This window comes from Kitasatospora sp. NPDC094015 (assembly GCF_040304075.1).
Taxonomy (GTDB): domain Bacteria; phylum Actinomycetota; class Actinomycetes; order Streptomycetales; family Streptomycetaceae; genus Kitasatospora.
The window spans coordinates 307,321-321,988 of sequence record NZ_JBEOUL010000003.1; the positions used below are offsets into that span (position 1 = coordinate 307,321).

Genomic DNA, 14,668 nt, shown 5'->3' on the forward strand with positions numbered 1-14,668 from the left:
GGGGGTCCGGGGAACCGATTCTTCCTTTGTCAGATGGACGACTGGAACGCGGCGACCCCGACCTGGCCCGGGGTGCCGCCCGGCAGGGCGCGGGACAGCTGGGCCGCGAGCTCCTCGGCGCCGAGCGCGGCCAGATCGGAGAGCGAGAGCCGGCTCACGTCGAAATGATCGTCCGTCAGGCTGTCGGCGGGCTTGGCGGCAAGTGTGATGGTCATGGCGATGCCCCTCTTTTAGGCTTGCGCGTTGGGGACCAATTGGGTGACTTGCACTCAGCTGCCGACGGCGGAGCCGTCGACGGTGGCTGGGGCCACTGCGACACGAGTCCAAGAAGGCCCATGCTAGGACACCGCCGACCCCCCGAGCGCGCGCAGCCGTCAACGCACACCACAGATCGCGGCCCCCAGTTTTGTAGACCACCCCTTCGGCCGACGCCCACCCGGTGGGCGGGCCGCCGGACGCTCCCCCGCAGCCCCCGGCCGTGCGGGCCTCCGGGCTTCACCCGCAAGGGAGTTGAGAGTTCGTCAGATCGTCCGCAGGCGCACCTTCGGCGGTCCGGGTCGCCCCTGCCGGGAGCCCTCGCCCCGGTTGGTCCCAACGGGTGAACCTGGGCCGTTCGCCGACCCTCAGGGACAGAGCCGCTCGAGCTGCCAGCCCTCGCCGTCGGCCACGTAGCGCAACCGGTCGTGCAGCCGGTTGGCCCGGCCCTGCCAGAACTCCACCGTCTCCGGCACCACCCGGTAGCCGCCCCAGAACGGCGGCACCGGGACCCCCTCCCCCTCCGGGTAGCGGGCCTCCAGGTCGGCGTACCGCTGCTCCAGCACGCCGCGGTCCGCGATCGGGCTGGACTGCTCGCTGGCCCAGGCGCCGAGCTGGGAGCCGTGCGGGCGGGTCCGGAAGTAGGCGGCGGTCTCGTCCCGGCCGACCTTCTCCACCCGGCCGCCGATGATCACCTGGCGGGCCAGCGCGATCCACGGGAAGAGCACCGAGGCCTGCGGGTTGGCGGCCAGGTCGGTGCCCTTGCGGGAGCCGTAGTTGGTGTAGAACACGAAGCCCCGCCGGTCGAAGCCCTTCAACAGCACCGTGCGCGACCCGGGCCGCCCGGCGGCGTCCGCGGTGGACAGCACCATCGCGTTGGGCTCCTCCACCCCGGCCTGGACCGCCTCGTGGAACCAGTCGGCGAACTGGGCCACCGGATCGGCGGCGATCTTGTCCTCGGACAGGCCGTCGTGCTGGTACTGCTTGCGCATGGCGGCCAGGTCCGGACCGGACCGGTCGGTGCGCGTGGTCAGGGCTGTCGGGTGGCGTTCCGCGGTAGGCACCCCAACATCATCCCGTACGACAAGCGTCGGGCACCGCTACGTCTGCGCAAACCCGGGTGGGAGATAAGGTGTCACGCCACCGCTCCACCGCCCAGCGCACGGGAGAATCGTCCGGATACCTCCGGATTCGCCCGGAATGTCCGCCGATGACGCCGGACAGGCACCCCGGCCGGAGCGTCCCCTGGGGGAAACATCACCGTGGTGGTGTATGGCGCAATGCACTCGGTGCCTGAGAGTCTGACACCGAGTGCCAACCACCAACGGTCACCGGCGCGGCGCACCACCATGGCGCCGTGTCGTATCGGATCACTGAAGGAGCCGTCTGATGTCCGATTTCGTACCCGGGCTCGAAGGGGTAGTCGCCTTCGAGAGCGAGATCGCCGAACCCGACCGCGAAGGCGGCGCACTGCGCTACCGCGGTGTGGACATCGAGGACCTCGTCGGTCACGTCTCCTTCGGGCACGTGTGGGGCCTGCTGGTCGACGGGAAGTTCGCCCCCGGCCTGCCCGCGGCCGAGCCGTTCCCGATCCCGGTCCACTCCGGTGACATCCGGGTCGACGTGCAGTCCGCCCTCGCGATGCTCGCCCCGGTCTGGGGTCTCAAGCCGCTGCTCGACATCTCCGCCGAGCAGGCCCGCGACGACCTCGCCCGGGCCGCCGTGATGGCGCTGTCCTACGTGGCCCAGTCGGCCCGCGGGCAGGGCCGTCCGATGGTCCCGCAGAGCGAGATCGACAAGGCCGGGACCATCGTCGAGCGGTTCATGATCCGCTGGCGCGGCGAGCCCGACCCGAAGCACGTCAAGGCCGTCGACGCCTACTGGACCTCGGCCGCCGAGCACGGCATGAACGCCTCCACCTTCACCGCCCGCGTCATCGCCTCCACCGGCGCCGACGTGGCGGCCGCGCTCTCCGGCGCGGTCGGTGCGATGTCCGGCCCGCTGCACGGCGGCGCGCCGTCCCGCGTGCTCGGCATGATCGAGGAGATCGAGCGCACCGGGGACGCGGCCGGCTACGTCCGCAAGGCGCTGGACAAGGGCGAGCGCCTGATGGGCTTCGGCCACCGCGTCTACCGCGCCGAGGACCCGCGCGCCCGGGTGCTGCGCCGCACCGCCAAGGAGCTCGGCGCCCCGCGCTTCGAGATCGCCGAGGCGCTGGAGAAGGCCGCGCTGGAGGAGCTGCACAACCGCCGCCCCGACCGCGTGCTCGCCACCAACGTGGAGTTCTGGGCCGCGATCATGCTCGACTTCGCCGAGGTCCCGGCGCACATGTTCACCTCGATGTTCACCTGCGCCCGGACGGCCGGCTGGTCCGCCCACATCCTGGAGCAGAAGCGCACCGGCCGGCTGGTCCGCCCGGCCGCCCGCTACATCGGCCCGGCCTCCCGCGGCCCGCAGGAGATCGAGGGCTGGGACGCCCTGTCGGGCTGATCCCTCGTCACCCGATCGAGCGGGCCTGGAATACCCCTCCGGGCCCGCTCGAACTGCCAGGACGGCATCTCAGCGTGCGGACGAGGGCCACAATCGCGGCCCCGGGAGCAGTAGGCTGCGACCGTGGCTCAGATCCAGATCCCCGCTGACATCAAGCCCGCCGACGGCCGTTTCGGCTGTGGCCCCTCCAAGGTGCGTCCCGAAGCGCTGAGCGCGCTCGCGGCCACCGGCACCTCGCTGCTGGGTACTTCGCACCGGCAGGCCCCGGTCAAGAACGTGGTCAAGCGCGTCCGTGAGGGCGTCGCCGACCTGTTCTCGCTGCCCGAGGGTTACCAGGTGGTACTGGGCAACGGTGGCTCCACCGCGTTCTGGGACATCGCGGCCTTCGGGCTGGTCCGTGCGAAGTCCCAGCACCTCAACTTCGGCGAGTTCTCCTCCAAGTTCGCCTCCTCGGTGAAGGCCGCCCCCTGGCTGGGCGACCCCTCGGTGATCAAGACCGAGCCGGGCACCCACCCGCTGCCGGTCGCCGAGGCCGGGGTGGACGTCTACGCGCTCACCCACAACGAGACCTCCACCGGCGTGGCCATGCCGATCCGCCGCCCGGCCGGCGCCGACGAGGGCTCGCTGGTCCTGGTCGACGCCACCTCCGGCGCCGGCGGCCTCCCGGTCGACATCACCGAGACCGACGTCTACTACTTCGCCCCGCAGAAGTCCTTCGCCTCCGAGGGCGGGCTGTGGCTGGCGACCTTCTCCCCGGCCGCCCTGGAGCGCGCCGCCGAGATCGCCGCCTCCGGCCGGTACATCCCGCCGTTCTTCGACCTGCCGACGGCGATCGACAACTCCTCCAAGGACCAGACCTACAACACCCCGTCGATCTCCACGCTCTTCCTGCTCGCCGAGCAGCTGGACTGGCTGAACGGCAACGGCGGCCTGGACTGGGCGGTGGCCCGCACCGCGGAGTCCTCCTCGATCCTCTACACCTGGGCCGAGAAGTCCTCCTTCGCGCAGCCGTTCGTGGCCAAGGCCGAGGAGCGCTCGCAGGTGGTCGGCACCATCGACTTCGACGACTCGATCGACGCGGCCGCGATCGCCAAGGTGCTGCGCGCCAACGGCATCGTGGACACCGAGCCGTACCGCAAGCTCGGCCGCAACCAGCTGCGGATCGCGATGTTCCCGGCCGTCGACCCGGCGGACGTCCAGGCGCTCACCGCCTGCATCGACCACGTGGTCGGACAGCTCTGACCGGCTGAACGCGCGACAGAGGGCCACCGGGAGACCGGTGGCCCTCTGTCGTCCGTCGGGGCGCCGCGGCGGCGCGAAGCCGGGCGTCCGGGATCACTTCCCGACCAGCGAGCTGATCACCACCACGGCCAGCAGCAGCAACAGGGCACCGGTCACGATCCGCATCCGAGTCTTGGGGTCCACGGTCATCGAGGTTACCCGGTGGCCCGGCCCGCCTCCGCCCGCCCCCGTTCCGGCCCGTACAGGCCGGTCAGCTCGGCCGCCAGCTCCTCGCGGCGGACGGTGCGCAGCTGGCCCTCCCCCCGGTACTGCTGGGCGCGGAACACCGTGGGCGCCACCCCGACCCGGCGGGTGAAGATCCGGGTGAAGTACGCCGGGTCCTCGTAGCCGACCCGGCGGGCCACCGCCGCCACCGGCAGCTCGCTCGCCGCCAGCAGCTCCTTGGCCTCGTTCAGCCGGACCGCCAGCAGGTACTCCTTCGGGCCGACCGCGCCCACCGAGCGCACCGCCCGCCGCAGCTCCGCGACGGTCATGCCGGCCCGCCGGGCGTGGTCGCCCACCGTGAGCGGCAGGCAGGCGTCCCGGCGCAGCACCTCCAGCACCGGCGCCCCCTCCGGGTCCAGGTCGGCCCGGTGCCGGCGCAGCTCCACCAGCAGCTCGTGCACCCCGGCCGCCGCGTCCACGCCGACCAGCGGCCCGCCCCGGCGGCAGGCCCCGGCGATCCGGGCCACCACCCGCTGGGCCGACTCCGAGCCGGTCAGCGGCACCACCGGGGTCTCGGGCAGCAGGCCGAGCTCGGCGTAGGCGGCGGTGGCGGGGCCGGTGAAGTCCACGAAGTACTCGGCCCAGCCGTGCTCGTCCGGTGCGTAGTGGTGCTCGACGCCGGGCCGCAGCCACAGCACCGCGGGCCCGGTCACCGGCCGCCGGGTGCCGTCCGGCTCCGCGAACCAACCCCGGCCGCTGGTCACCAGCACCGCCACCCAGTGGTCCAGGGTGCGGGGGCCGACCGTGGGCAGCCGGCCGCGCTGCATGCCGACGCCCAGGCAGGCCAGGCCCGTCCGCAGCTGGGCCGGGCCGGGCGTGAGGTACTGCCACCAGCGCTCCACAGCCGTCCTCTCCGGGCGCCCCGGTTCCCCGACGCCCCGCTCCCGCTCCCGCTGCCCCGACCTCGAACAATCCAACACGCCGCCGGGCTTTGTCCATGGCTGCGGACCAGGCGTTGGCGCAGGCTGGAGGCATGCTCACCTACGACTCCACCGGCTTCACGCTCGACGGGCGCCCGCTGCGGATCCTCTCCGGGGCCGTGCACTACTTCCGCACCCGCCCCGAGCAGTGGCCGCAGCGGCTGGCCGCGCTGCGCGCGATGGGCCTCAACACCGTCGAGACCTACGTCCCGTGGAACCTGCACGAGCCGGCCGAGGGCCGCTTCGAGCGGCTGGCCGAGCTCGGCGACTTCCTGGACGAGGCGGCCCGCCAGGGGCTGTGGGCGATCGTCCGCCCCGGCCCGTACATCTGCGCGGAGTGGGACAACGGCGGGCTGCCGGCCTGGCTGACCGCCCGGGTCGGCCACCGGGCCCGGACCTCCGACCCGCAGTACCTGACCGCCGTCGACGCGTTCTTCGACGCGCTGCTGCCCGGGGTGGTGGCCCGCCAGCTCGACCGGGGCGGCAACGTGCTGCTGGTCCAGGTGGAGAACGAGTACGGCTCCTTCGGCAGTGACCAGGCCTACCTGCGCCACCTCGCCGACGGGCTGCGCCGGCGCGGGGTGAGCGTGCCGCTGTTCACCTCGGACGGCCCGCTCGGCCACATGCTCGCGGCCGGCACCGTGCCCGGGGTGCTGGCCACCGTCAACTTCGGCTCCGACCCGGAGGCCGGCTTCGCCGAGCTGCGCCGCCACCGGCCCGGCGACCCGCTGTTCTGCATGGAGTTCTGGAACGGCTGGTTCGACCACTGGGACAAGCCGCACCACACCCGGGACGCCGCCGACGCCGCCGACACGCTGCGCCGGATCCTGGCCGCCGGCGGCTCGGTCAACCTCTACATGGCGCACGGCGGCACCAACTTCGGCACCACCGCGGGCGCCAACCACGAGGACGCGCCGCACAACTCGACCGAGTGGACCCGCTCGCCGTACCAGCCGGTGACCACCTCGTACGACTACGACGCCCCGCTGGACGAGCGCGGCGCGCCGACCGAGAAGTACCGGCTGTTCCAGGCCGTGCTGGCCGAGTTCGCCGCCGACCACCCGGAGCAGGCGCGCTTCCTGGACGGGCGGACGCCCGCCTTCCCGGAGCTGCCGCCGGTGCTGGCGGCGGGCCGGGTCCCGCTGACCGAGTTCGCCGCGCCGCCGTTCGGCCCCGCCGTAGGGTCGCCGGTGCCGCCGACCCTGGAGGAGCTCGGGCTGGAACAGGGCCTGGTCCGCTACACCTTCCGGATCCCGGACGGCAGCCCCGAACTCCCGCTCACCGTCGAGGGCCTGCGCGACCGCGCGGGCCTGCGGCTGGACGGCAAGCGGGTGGCGGAGCTGTACCGCGGCGTCGACGGGCCCGAGCTCCCGGCGACCGGCGGCGCCGTGGTCGAGCTGCTGGTGGAGTCGCTGGGCCGGGTCAACTACGGCCCCCAGGTGGGCGAGACCAAGGGCCTGGACGGCCTGCGGCACGAACGCCAGTACCTGCACGGCTGCACGGCCGAGCCGCTGGCCCTGGAGCCGCTGCCCGCAGCGGAGTTCGGGCCGGGCGAGCCCGCCTCGGAGGTGCTGGCCCGGGGCACGCTGAACCTGGCGGCCACCGGTGACGCCTTCCTCACCGTGCCCGGCGGGCAGCACGGCTACCTGTGGGTGAACGGGTTCCTGCTCGGCCGCTACGACGCCGGCGGGCCGCAGGTGACGCTGTTCTGCCCGCAGCCGCTGCTGCGCGAGGGGGCGAACGAGCTGGTGGTGCTGGAGCTCGGCGACGCCGCCCCGGCGGCGGTGGAGCTGCGCGCGGCGCCCGAGCTGGGGTGACGTGCCCTGGGCTGCAGCCTTGTCGTGCGGGTCAGTCGGCCTCCCAGCGGGCCAGCGGCCAGCTGGACAGGCTCCGGTAGCGGGAGGGTCCGAAGCCGGTCTCGCTGAGCATCAGGTGCAGCTCGGCAGCCTCCCACTCGGCGCCCCGGAACTCCTCCAGCGCCCCGGCCATCGCGTGCAGGTCCCCCACCGCCGAGCGCCGTTCGGCCCGCCGCTGCCCGTGCGCGGAGCCGGCCCGGGCCAGCGTGAGGTGCGGGTGGAAGCCGTGCTGGTCCGACTCGATCCCGAGCTCGGGCAGCACGGCGCGCACGCCCTCGGCCAGCCGCCGCAGTGCCCACACCTCCCCCGCCACCCCGGCCCACAGCACCCGGTCGCCGAAGGTGCCGCCGCCGGCCAGCCGGAGCCGGTGCGCGCCGTGCTCCTGCGCGACCCGGGCGAGCAGCGGCTCCAGCCGGGACACCTCGGCGGCCGGCACCTCGCCCAGGAAGGCGAGCGTGAGGTGCCAGCCGGCCACCTCGCTCCAGCGCAGCCGGTCGGCGCCCGGCAGCTCGTGCAGGGGTGCGGCCGCGTCCACCAGTTCCTGGAGTGCCGCCACCGGCGGGTTGACCGCCACGAAGAGTCTCATGGCGCCATCCTGCCGTCCGGGCGCGGCGGTCTCCCGCCGATTTCCCGGTGTACGACCGGCCGTGGCGGCTAGAACTGTGCTGTGAACATCAGAACCGGAGGGCCCGCCGACGCCCCCGCCACCCTCGCCCTGCTCGACGCCGCCGTCGCCTGGCTGGTCTCGCTCGGCCGCACCGGCCAGTGGGGCGAGCGGCCCTGGACCAGCAACCCGAAGGCGGTCGAGCGCACCGAGAGCTACGCCCGTGACCACCTGCTGCGGGTGGCCGAGGACGGGGACGGCCACCCGGTCGGGATCTGCGTGCTGGCCGAGGAGAAGCCGGAGTACGCCCCGGCGGCCGGGGAACCCGAGCTGTACGTGCGGCTGCTGGTCACCGACCGCGCGCGCAAGGGCACCGGGGTGGGCGCCGCGCTGATCGCCGACGCGATCCAGCAGACCCGCGGCCGCGGTTTCGGCCTGCTCCGGGTGGACTGCTACGCCGGGGACGACCGGCGGCTGGTGGGCCAGTACGAGCGGCTCGGCTTCACGGCGACGGACGCCTTCGAGGTCGAGCAGCCCGGTGGGCCCTGGCCCGGCCGGATCCTGGAGATCAGGGTCTGACCGGGCCGGGCCGGGCCGATCCGTGGTGCCTCAGCTCGCCGTGGCCAGCTGCTCCTTGGAGACCGAGCGGGGCACGAACGCGACCACCCGGCTGCCGCGGTGCAGGTCGACCCGCACCTTGAGGTCCGCGGCGCGGGCCAGCACCAGGCCGACCACGCCGGCGGCCAGCGCGGACACCGCGCCGCAGGCCAGCAGTCCGACCCGGGGGCCGTACTCGGCGGTGACCCAGCCGACCAGCGGGGCGCCGATCGGCGTACCACCGGTGAACACCAGCACCAGCAGCCCCATCACCCGGCCCCGCATCGCGGGATCGGTGGCCAGCTGGAGCGCGGAGTTCACCGAGGTGTTGAAGGTCAGCCCGAACACCCCGATCAGGGTCAGCAGGATCGCGAAGGTCCAGTACCCGGGGGCGAAGGCGGCCAGCACCTCCAGCGCCCCGAAGGCCAGCGCGGCGCCCACCAGCCGGCGCAGCCGCGTCGTCCCGCGCCGGGCCGCGAGCAGCGCGCCGGCCAGCGAACCGACCGCCATCGCGGTGTTCAGCAGGCCGTACTCGCCCGGGCCGACCTTGAAGGTCCCGTACGCGAAACCGGAGAGCAGGGTCGGGAAGTTGAACCCGAAGGTCCCGATGAACCCGGCCAGCACCATCGGCCACATCAGCTCGGGCCGCTCCCGCACGTAGCGCAGGCCCTCGCGCAGCTGACCGCGCTCACGGGCGATCGGCGCGGTCGGCCGCAGCTCGCTCGTCCGCATCGCCAGCAGCCCGACGATCACGGCCGCGAAGGACAGCGCGTTCACCGCGAAGGCCCAGCCGCTGCCGACGGCGGCGATCAGCAGACCGGCGACCGCCGGGCCGACCAGCCGCGCGCACTGGAAGTTGGCGGCGTTCAGGCTGACCGCGTTGGCCAGGTCCTTCGGGCCGACCATCTCGCTCACGAAGGCCTGCCGGGTGGGGTTGTCGACCACCGTCACCAGGCCCAGCAGCAGGGCGAACAGGTAGACCCAGTACGCGGTGACGCCACCGGTCAGGGTCAGCACCGCGAGCGCGGCGGCCAGCAGGCCCATCACGGCCTGGGTCAGCACCAGCAGGCGTCGCTTGGGCAGCCGGTCGGCGAGCACGCCGCCCCACAGGCCGAGCAGCAGCATCGGGAGGAACTGCATCGCGGTGGTCACACCGACCGCGAACGGGCTGCCGGTCAGGCTCAGCACCAGCCAGTCCTGGGCGATCCGCTGCATCCAGGTCCCCGAGTTGGAGACGATCTGGCCGGCGAAGAAGTAGCGGTAGTTACGCACCCGCAGGGAGGAGAACATCCCTCCGGGGCGGGTGAAGCGGGCCCCCGTGGGGCCGGCGGCGGAACTGCGGGTGGAGCTGTCCCCGGCGGGGGCGGACGCGGCGGTGGGAGCCGCCGCGGTGCGTTCGCAGGGGTCGTCGTCGCCGGTGCCCGGCAGGCCCACGGGGGCGGGCGCCTGGCTCTCGACGGTGGCGGCGGTGGCCGCGGCGAGGTCGGTGCTGGAGTGGTCGGTACGGATGGCGGCGCTGGCTGCGGCCGGCGGTGTCACGTGGTGCTCCCCTCGGTGCGCGGCGGCGGGCAGGGTTGCCGTCGCGCGACTGAAATCTCTGGTCGGTCCTGCGGTGATGCGGTACTCCTTCGTGTTGCCGTGCCTGATGTCGTCGAGGCGCCCGGCCCCAGGCGGCCGGGTTCCGGGTGGCCGGCGTCAGCCGGCGGCGGGCCTCACAGGTGGGCCAGCTTGTAGAGCACGGGCGCCGCCGCGCGCAGCTGCGCCCACTCCTCCTCGCTCAGCCCCGCGGCGAGCTCCGCCAGCCAGGCGTTGCGCCGCCGACGGCTCTCGGCGAGCATCGCCTCGGCCTCCTCGGTGGCACTGACCACCACCTGACGGCGGTCCTCGGGATGCGGCTCGCGCCGCACCAGCCCCTTCTCCTCCAGCATCGCGATGATCCTGGTCATCGAAGGGGGCTGCACGTGCTCCTTCCTGGCCAACTCGCCAGGCGTGGCACTCCCGCACCGGCCGAGGGTGCCCAGCACCCCGATCTCGGTGGGACTCAACGACTCCTCGACCCGCTGGTTGCGCAACCGGCGGGCAAGGCGCATCGCGGACGAACGCAGCTGGCTGATCGCCGCCAGGTCGTCCTCGGACATCTCGGGCATGTCCTTAGGTTACGTCATTACTCTCGCTAAATAAAATCAGATTTCCCCTCGGGGAACGTCGCTTCGATCACAGCAGGGGGTAGTCCTCGAGGTACCCCTCCCAGAAGCGCGCGCCACTCTCGAACGGCAACCGGTCCCAGGCGGTCGTGTCCGCGCGGATGATCTCCTCGACATCGGCCCAGTCGTAGGGGGTCGGATCCTCCTCGGGCAGCGGCTTCTCGGCCGCGACCTTGTACACCAGGTAGCTCAGCGACGACAGATCCCGGTGGATCAGCTCATGGCCGACCTCCGCGTCCGGATCATCGACCCAGATCGTGCCGTCCTCGAGCCGGACGTGGACGGACGCCTGGCGGAGCATGCCGAGCTGCTGGAAGCGCCCGTGCGCAGTGTCGAACGGGAGCGGCTCCATCGGCTCGACGAACGCCCACCCCGGGGTGGCCGGGTCACGGTCGGCCAGCTCGGACGACAGCCTGAACAGCCCGTCGGAGTGCGGGACTCCGATCTCCGCGGCGAAGGCCCTGACCTCCCCCTCGGGCCAGATCCGTGCTGCGGCATCCGATCGCAGCCTGAGCAGACCGCCCGCCGGCGTCTCCCGCACGACTGCCTTCCAGTCGACCCGCACCTGCACGTTGCCACCCCTCCGGATCCCCACCTACCCCGAGCCGACGCTACCGGGCCCCGCAGGCACGACCCGGCTCCCGCATCGACACGGATTCGCCACGGCGGATCTCCACCCGTGCGCGCCCCTCGTACGGCATGCTGGTGGCGCACTGCTTCGAACATCTGATCGATTCATCAGGGAGAGCACCGCCATGCCCGGATTCGCCGACCTCGCCATGGTCAACATCGACTGCGCCGACCCGGTCGAACTCGCCGAGTTCTACAGCGCCCTGCTCGGCTGGGAGATCGCCCACAGCCAGGCCGAGTACGCGATGCTGGCCGCGCCGGTCGAGGGGGCCGCGCCGATCGGGTTCGGCCAGGTCGACGGGTACCGGCCCGCGCCGTGGCCGAACCCGGACGGCAGCAAGCAGTTCCACCTGGACTTCCACGTGGACGACGTGGAGGTGGCCGTCGCCCGCGCCCAGGAACTCGGCGCCACCCGGCCCGAGCACCAGCCCGGCGGCGAGGGGTGGACCGTCATGATCGACCCGGCGGGCCACCCGTTCTGCCTCTGCCCGCGCTGACCGGACGCCCCGGCCGGGCGCTCCGGTGAACGGGCGTCAGCGGATCACTGGGCGATCAGGTGGAAGGCGAGCCGCCCGAACCGCACCTGGTCGCCCGGCCGGACCAGCACCGCACCGACGACGCGCTGCCCGTTCACGAACGTGCCGTTGCTGGACCCGAGGTCCTGCAGCACCCAGCCCTCCGGCTCCACCCGCAGCTCGGCGTGCAGCCGCGACACCGAGGCGTCGCCGAGCCGCAGGTCCGAACCGGTCTGCCGGCCGATCACCAACCGGGCCGAGCCGGGGCCGGGCAGCCGCAACCCGGGGAGCTGCTCGGTCTCCCAGGTGCGCCGCACCCGGACCTTGAACGCCGACACCCTGGCCACCCCGCGGAGCACCGCCCGCGCGACCCGCCCGTACGTCTGCAGATCGGCGACGACGGTGGCCAGTTCGGCCCGGCTCTTGGCGGTGAGCACCAGCTCCATCCGCCGGATGAAGGTGTCGTGGGACAGCTGCCCGCTGCCCACCCCCTCCCGCAGCACATCCAGCGCCCGGTCACGCTCGGCCTGCGACGGCCGGGCCACCTGGGTGCGGAACTCAAGAGAGGTCATACGGCAATTCTCGGCGCCCCGACCAGGCCCTGTCCAGAATCCCGCCGGGCCCGGCCCACTACCACCGGCAGCAGCACGGTGCGGTCCCGCTGAGCGACCGTGAGATCCCGCGCGCCGACGAGTGCCACCTGGCTCGCGGCCGCCCGCTCACCGGCTCGGCTCCGGCTTCCCCGCCGTGAGTGTGAGGGGGTGCTCCACCCATCGGGCAACACCGGCGTCCGTGTGCACCAGGCGCACGTCCAGCAAGAATCGTCCGGTGCGCTGCAGTCGCCACGAGATGTACTCGAACGCCCCTCGGCCCGCCAGGCAGCCCTCCAGGAACTGCCGATGTTGAACGTCCAGCGGCAGCCCCCGTAGAGCATCCAGCAGGCCCTGTACCGCCGGTCGTACACCGTCGAACGTACGAGGCGACATCACACCCTCGATCCCGGCCACCACCCACCCGGCTTCCAGTGCGGGTACAGCCTCGGAGGCCGCGGCATCAGCCGGCCGCGTGGCTGCCACCGGCACGCCGGTCATGCAGCCGCCTCACGCTGCCGCCGTGGATGCCGCTGGTGAACTGCAACCACCGCACCGCCCACCACGATCAGTCGCGCCGCACCCCTTCGATCCCCAGCCCCGCAGTAGTGCCAGCGGCCCCTCTCCGCGCCGACCCGGGCCGCCCTCCTACCCCACCTCATGACTCCCCTTCCACCGGGCCGACCACGGCCCACACGAACTTGCCGACGCCACCAGGCCGCAGGCAGCAGCCCCATCCGGCCGCCATCGACTCCACCAGCAACAGCCCGCGCCCCGACTCCTCGTAGCCACCGGCCAGCGGTCGCACCGTCGGCCACGCTCTGCTCGCGTCGTGCACTTCGAGGCGCAGCTGAGCGGACACCATCTCGAAGCGCACCGCGATCAACCGTCCGGGCGGGACGGATGCGTGCTCGATCGCGTTGGTAGCAAGCTCCGAGAGCACCAACTCGCCAGCAGCGAGGAGTCCGTCACCGCCAGGGACACCACCGAGAAACGTCCGGAGCAGGCCACGGGCCGCACCCACGGACCTCCTCCGGCGGGGCAGCCAGATGAAGTCCGCTCCGGCCTGAGCACTGCCGCTCCTACGAGCTGCTGGGTCGAAACTGATCACGTCGCACCGCCCTCTGACGCCGGTCGCAAAGCCACTCGGCGCACGTGCTTGATGGCCGGTCAGAACGTTAGGAGCATGGGGAGCGGGGAACCCGGAAAAATCTTCCGGGGATGGGGAGGCGGGGAGCGCAAGGGTGAAGCCATGCGTGGGATGACTGAGATGCTGAGCTTCGGCGAGCGCGTTGCCTGGTACCGCCGACGCCGAGGGATGCCGCAGGAGGTACTGGCCGGCCTCGTCGGTCGGACCGCGGACTGGCTGAGCAAGGTGGAGAACGGCCGCATCGAACTGGACCGGCTGTCGGTCATCAAGGCGTTGGCGGATGCCCTGGACATCCAGCCTGGCGATCTCCTTGCCGAGCCGTCTCTCCTGGACTGGACGGCCGATGTCCGAGGCGGCACCGTGCCGAAGCTGCGCGAAGCACTGATGGACTACAAGCAGATGTCCTCGCTGCTGGCACCTGCATCGGACGAGGAACCGCCCGACCTGGACATCCTGCGCGCAGATGTCGGCTCGGCGTGGTCCGCGTACCAGGACGCCCGGTATGCCCGTGCCACCCGCCTGATCCCCGGCATCCTGGAAGAAGCCCAGCGCGCGGCACGCACCTACGAGGGCGACAAGCGACTCCTTGCCAAAGCACTGCTTGCCATGGCCTACCAGGGCGCGGCCATGGTTCTGACGAAGATCGGAGAGGCCGATCTTGCCTGGATGGCCGCAGACCGGGGACTCGCGGCGGCCCAGGAGTCGGGCGACGTTGTCGTGGTCGGGTCTCTCTTCCGATCGGTCTCCCACTGCCTGCTGGCCAACGGTCGTCCGGCCGCTTCCAAGGAACTCGTCGCTGGCTCGACCAGCTACCTGGAAAGCGGTCTCGACACCGCCTCACCGACCCATCTTTCGATCTACGGCACGCTGCTCCTCGTCGGCTCCATGGCCGCCGCGCGGCTCGACGACCGCAGTGCGGTACGCGAGTTCCTCAAGGAGGCGGACCAGGTGGCCCAGCGGCTCGGTTGCGATGCCAACCACCTGTGGACGGCGTTCGGACCGACGAACGTTGCCATCCACCGGGTATCGACAGCTATGGAACTGGGAGACGTCCAGGTCGCCGCCGACCTGGGGCCGCGCGTCGACCCGTCGATGCTGCCGCTGGAACGCCGGGTGCGGCACACGCTTGAAGTCGCCCGCGCCTACAGTGCGCAGAACCGTACGGATGAGGCCCTCGCACTCGTTCTGGACGCCGAGGAGCTGGCGCCCGAGCAGGTGCGCCACCACCACATCTCACGACGACTCGTGACGGCATGGGTCCGCCAGCAGCGCGGGAAGCCGAGCCACCAGCTTGCAGGGATCGCCCAACGCCTCCACCTCGTGGGATGACCGTGCCCGGCGGTTAGGGTCG

At 72.6% G+C, this 14,668-nt stretch carries 16 protein-coding genes; 6 read left to right on the forward strand and 10 right to left on the reverse strand.

What is annotated here, in order from left to right:
* Positions 1–29: 29 nt before the first annotated feature.
* Positions 30–215 carry an FxSxx-COOH cyclophane-containing RiPP peptide gene (gene fxsA / locus ABT014_RS05645; protein WP_350637354.1) on the reverse strand — a complete coding sequence of 62 codons (186 nt, stop codon included), beginning with the start codon at positions 213–215 and terminating at the stop codon, positions 30–32.
* A gap of 408 nt (positions 216–623) precedes the next feature.
* Positions 624–1,247: a pyridoxamine 5'-phosphate oxidase gene (gene pdxH / locus ABT014_RS05650; protein WP_350637481.1), complete on the reverse strand. Its 624-nt coding sequence runs from the start codon at positions 1,245–1,247 to the stop codon at positions 624–626.
* A 397-nt stretch (positions 1,248–1,644) separates the two neighbouring features.
* On the opposite strand from pdxH, the gene ABT014_RS05655 reads away from it, so the two are divergent.
* Both ABT014_RS05655 and serC read left to right on the forward strand, forming a co-directional pair.
* The gene (locus tag ABT014_RS05655) at positions 1,645–2,745 is read left to right on the forward strand and encodes a citrate synthase 2 (RefSeq protein WP_350637355.1); all 1,101 of its coding nucleotides are present in this window, start codon (positions 1,645–1,647) and stop codon (positions 2,743–2,745) included.
* A gap of 123 nt (positions 2,746–2,868) precedes the next feature.
* Positions 2,869–3,987, forward strand: coding sequence for a phosphoserine transaminase (serC, locus tag ABT014_RS05660; protein WP_350637356.1), 1,119 nt, complete (start codon positions 2,869–2,871; stop codon positions 3,985–3,987).
* A 194-nt stretch (positions 3,988–4,181) separates the two neighbouring features.
* Here serC and ABT014_RS05665 read toward each other — a convergent pair whose 3' ends face one another.
* Positions 4,182–5,093, reverse strand: a complete 912-nt coding sequence (locus ABT014_RS05665) for a helix-turn-helix transcriptional regulator (protein WP_350637357.1) — start codon at positions 5,091–5,093, stop codon at positions 4,182–4,184.
* A 131-nt stretch (positions 5,094–5,224) separates the two neighbouring features.
* On the opposite strand from ABT014_RS05665, the gene ABT014_RS05670 reads away from it, so the two are divergent.
* Complete coding sequence (locus ABT014_RS05670) at positions 5,225–6,988, forward strand: glycoside hydrolase family 35 protein (RefSeq protein WP_350637358.1); 1,764 nt, start codon at positions 5,225–5,227, stop codon at positions 6,986–6,988.
* Positions 6,989–7,019: 31 nt separating this feature from the next.
* Here ABT014_RS05670 and thpR read toward each other — a convergent pair whose 3' ends face one another.
* Complete coding sequence (gene thpR, locus ABT014_RS05675) at positions 7,020–7,613, reverse strand: RNA 2',3'-cyclic phosphodiesterase (protein WP_350637359.1); 594 nt, start codon at positions 7,611–7,613, stop codon at positions 7,020–7,022.
* An 87-nt stretch (positions 7,614–7,700) separates the two neighbouring features.
* On the opposite strand from thpR, the gene ABT014_RS05680 reads away from it, so the two are divergent.
* A complete protein-coding gene (locus tag ABT014_RS05680; RefSeq protein WP_350637482.1) occupies positions 7,701–8,210 on the forward strand; it encodes a GNAT family N-acetyltransferase in 510 nt (169 codons plus the stop codon).
* 30 nt (positions 8,211–8,240) lie between these two features.
* Here ABT014_RS05680 and ABT014_RS05685 read toward each other — a convergent pair whose 3' ends face one another.
* The 3 genes from ABT014_RS05685 to ABT014_RS05695 all read right to left on the reverse strand — a co-directional run bounded on the left by ABT014_RS05685 (position 8,241) and on the right by ABT014_RS05695 (position 11,003).
* Positions 8,241–9,767, reverse strand: coding sequence for an MFS transporter (locus ABT014_RS05685; RefSeq protein ID WP_502894853.1), 1,527 nt, complete (start codon positions 9,765–9,767; stop codon positions 8,241–8,243).
* Between the two features lie 173 nt (positions 9,768–9,940).
* Positions 9,941–10,375 (reverse strand): MarR family winged helix-turn-helix transcriptional regulator, encoded by a 435-nt coding sequence (locus ABT014_RS05690; RefSeq protein ID WP_350637360.1) that lies wholly within the window; start codon positions 10,373–10,375, stop codon positions 9,941–9,943.
* A gap of 67 nt (positions 10,376–10,442) precedes the next feature.
* Positions 10,443–11,003, reverse strand: coding sequence for an SUKH-4 family immunity protein (locus tag ABT014_RS05695; RefSeq protein ID WP_350637361.1), 561 nt, complete (start codon positions 11,001–11,003; stop codon positions 10,443–10,445).
* A gap of 184 nt (positions 11,004–11,187) precedes the next feature.
* On the opposite strand from ABT014_RS05695, the gene ABT014_RS05700 reads away from it, so the two are divergent.
* Positions 11,188–11,559: a VOC family protein gene (locus ABT014_RS05700; RefSeq protein ID WP_350637362.1), complete on the forward strand. Its 372-nt coding sequence runs from the start codon at positions 11,188–11,190 to the stop codon at positions 11,557–11,559.
* Between the two features lie 44 nt (positions 11,560–11,603).
* Here ABT014_RS05700 and ABT014_RS05705 read toward each other — a convergent pair whose 3' ends face one another.
* From ABT014_RS05705 to ABT014_RS05715, 3 genes are all read right to left on the reverse strand, one after another.
* Complete coding sequence (locus ABT014_RS05705) at positions 11,604–12,149, reverse strand: FHA domain-containing protein (protein WP_350637363.1); 546 nt, start codon at positions 12,147–12,149, stop codon at positions 11,604–11,606.
* A 147-nt stretch (positions 12,150–12,296) separates the two neighbouring features.
* Entirely contained in the window at positions 12,297–12,668 is a 372-nt protein-coding gene (locus tag ABT014_RS05710; protein ID WP_350637364.1) for a hypothetical protein, read from the reverse strand.
* Positions 12,669–12,825: 157 nt separating this feature from the next.
* Entirely contained in the window at positions 12,826–13,278 is a 453-nt protein-coding gene (locus ABT014_RS05715) for an ATP-binding protein (protein ID WP_350637365.1), read from the reverse strand.
* 150 nt (positions 13,279–13,428) lie between these two features.
* On the opposite strand from ABT014_RS05715, the gene ABT014_RS05720 reads away from it, so the two are divergent.
* Entirely contained in the window at positions 13,429–14,646 is a 1,218-nt protein-coding gene (locus tag ABT014_RS05720; protein ID WP_350637366.1) for a helix-turn-helix domain-containing protein, read from the forward strand.
* Positions 14,647–14,668: the final 22 nt, after the last annotated feature.

Coding starts and splice junctions, on each gene's coding strand:
- fxsA (WP_350637354.1), bottom strand. CDS start 215: ATGACCATCACACTTGCCGCCAAGCCCGCCGACAGCCTGACGGACGAT.
- pdxH (WP_350637481.1), bottom strand. CDS start 1,247: ATGCGCAAGCAGTACCAGCACGACGGCCTGTCCGAGGACAAGATCGCC.
- ABT014_RS05655 (WP_350637355.1), top strand. CDS start 1,645: ATGTCCGATTTCGTACCCGGGCTCGAAGGGGTAGTCGCCTTCGAGAGC.
- ABT014_RS05670 (WP_350637358.1), top strand. CDS start 5,225: ATGCTCACCTACGACTCCACCGGCTTCACGCTCGACGGGCGCCCGCTG.
- thpR (WP_350637359.1), bottom strand. CDS start 7,613: ATGAGACTCTTCGTGGCGGTCAACCCGCCGGTGGCGGCACTCCAGGAA.
- ABT014_RS05690 (WP_350637360.1), bottom strand. CDS start 10,375: ATGCCCGAGATGTCCGAGGACGACCTGGCGGCGATCAGCCAGCTGCGT.
- ABT014_RS05700 (WP_350637362.1), top strand. CDS start 11,188: ATGCCCGGATTCGCCGACCTCGCCATGGTCAACATCGACTGCGCCGAC.
- ABT014_RS05705 (WP_350637363.1), bottom strand. CDS start 12,149: ATGACCTCTCTTGAGTTCCGCACCCAGGTGGCCCGGCCGTCGCAGGCC.
- ABT014_RS05710 (WP_350637364.1), bottom strand. CDS start 12,668: ATGACCGGCGTGCCGGTGGCAGCCACGCGGCCGGCTGATGCCGCGGCC.
- ABT014_RS05720 (WP_350637366.1), top strand. CDS start 13,429: ATGACTGAGATGCTGAGCTTCGGCGAGCGCGTTGCCTGGTACCGCCGA.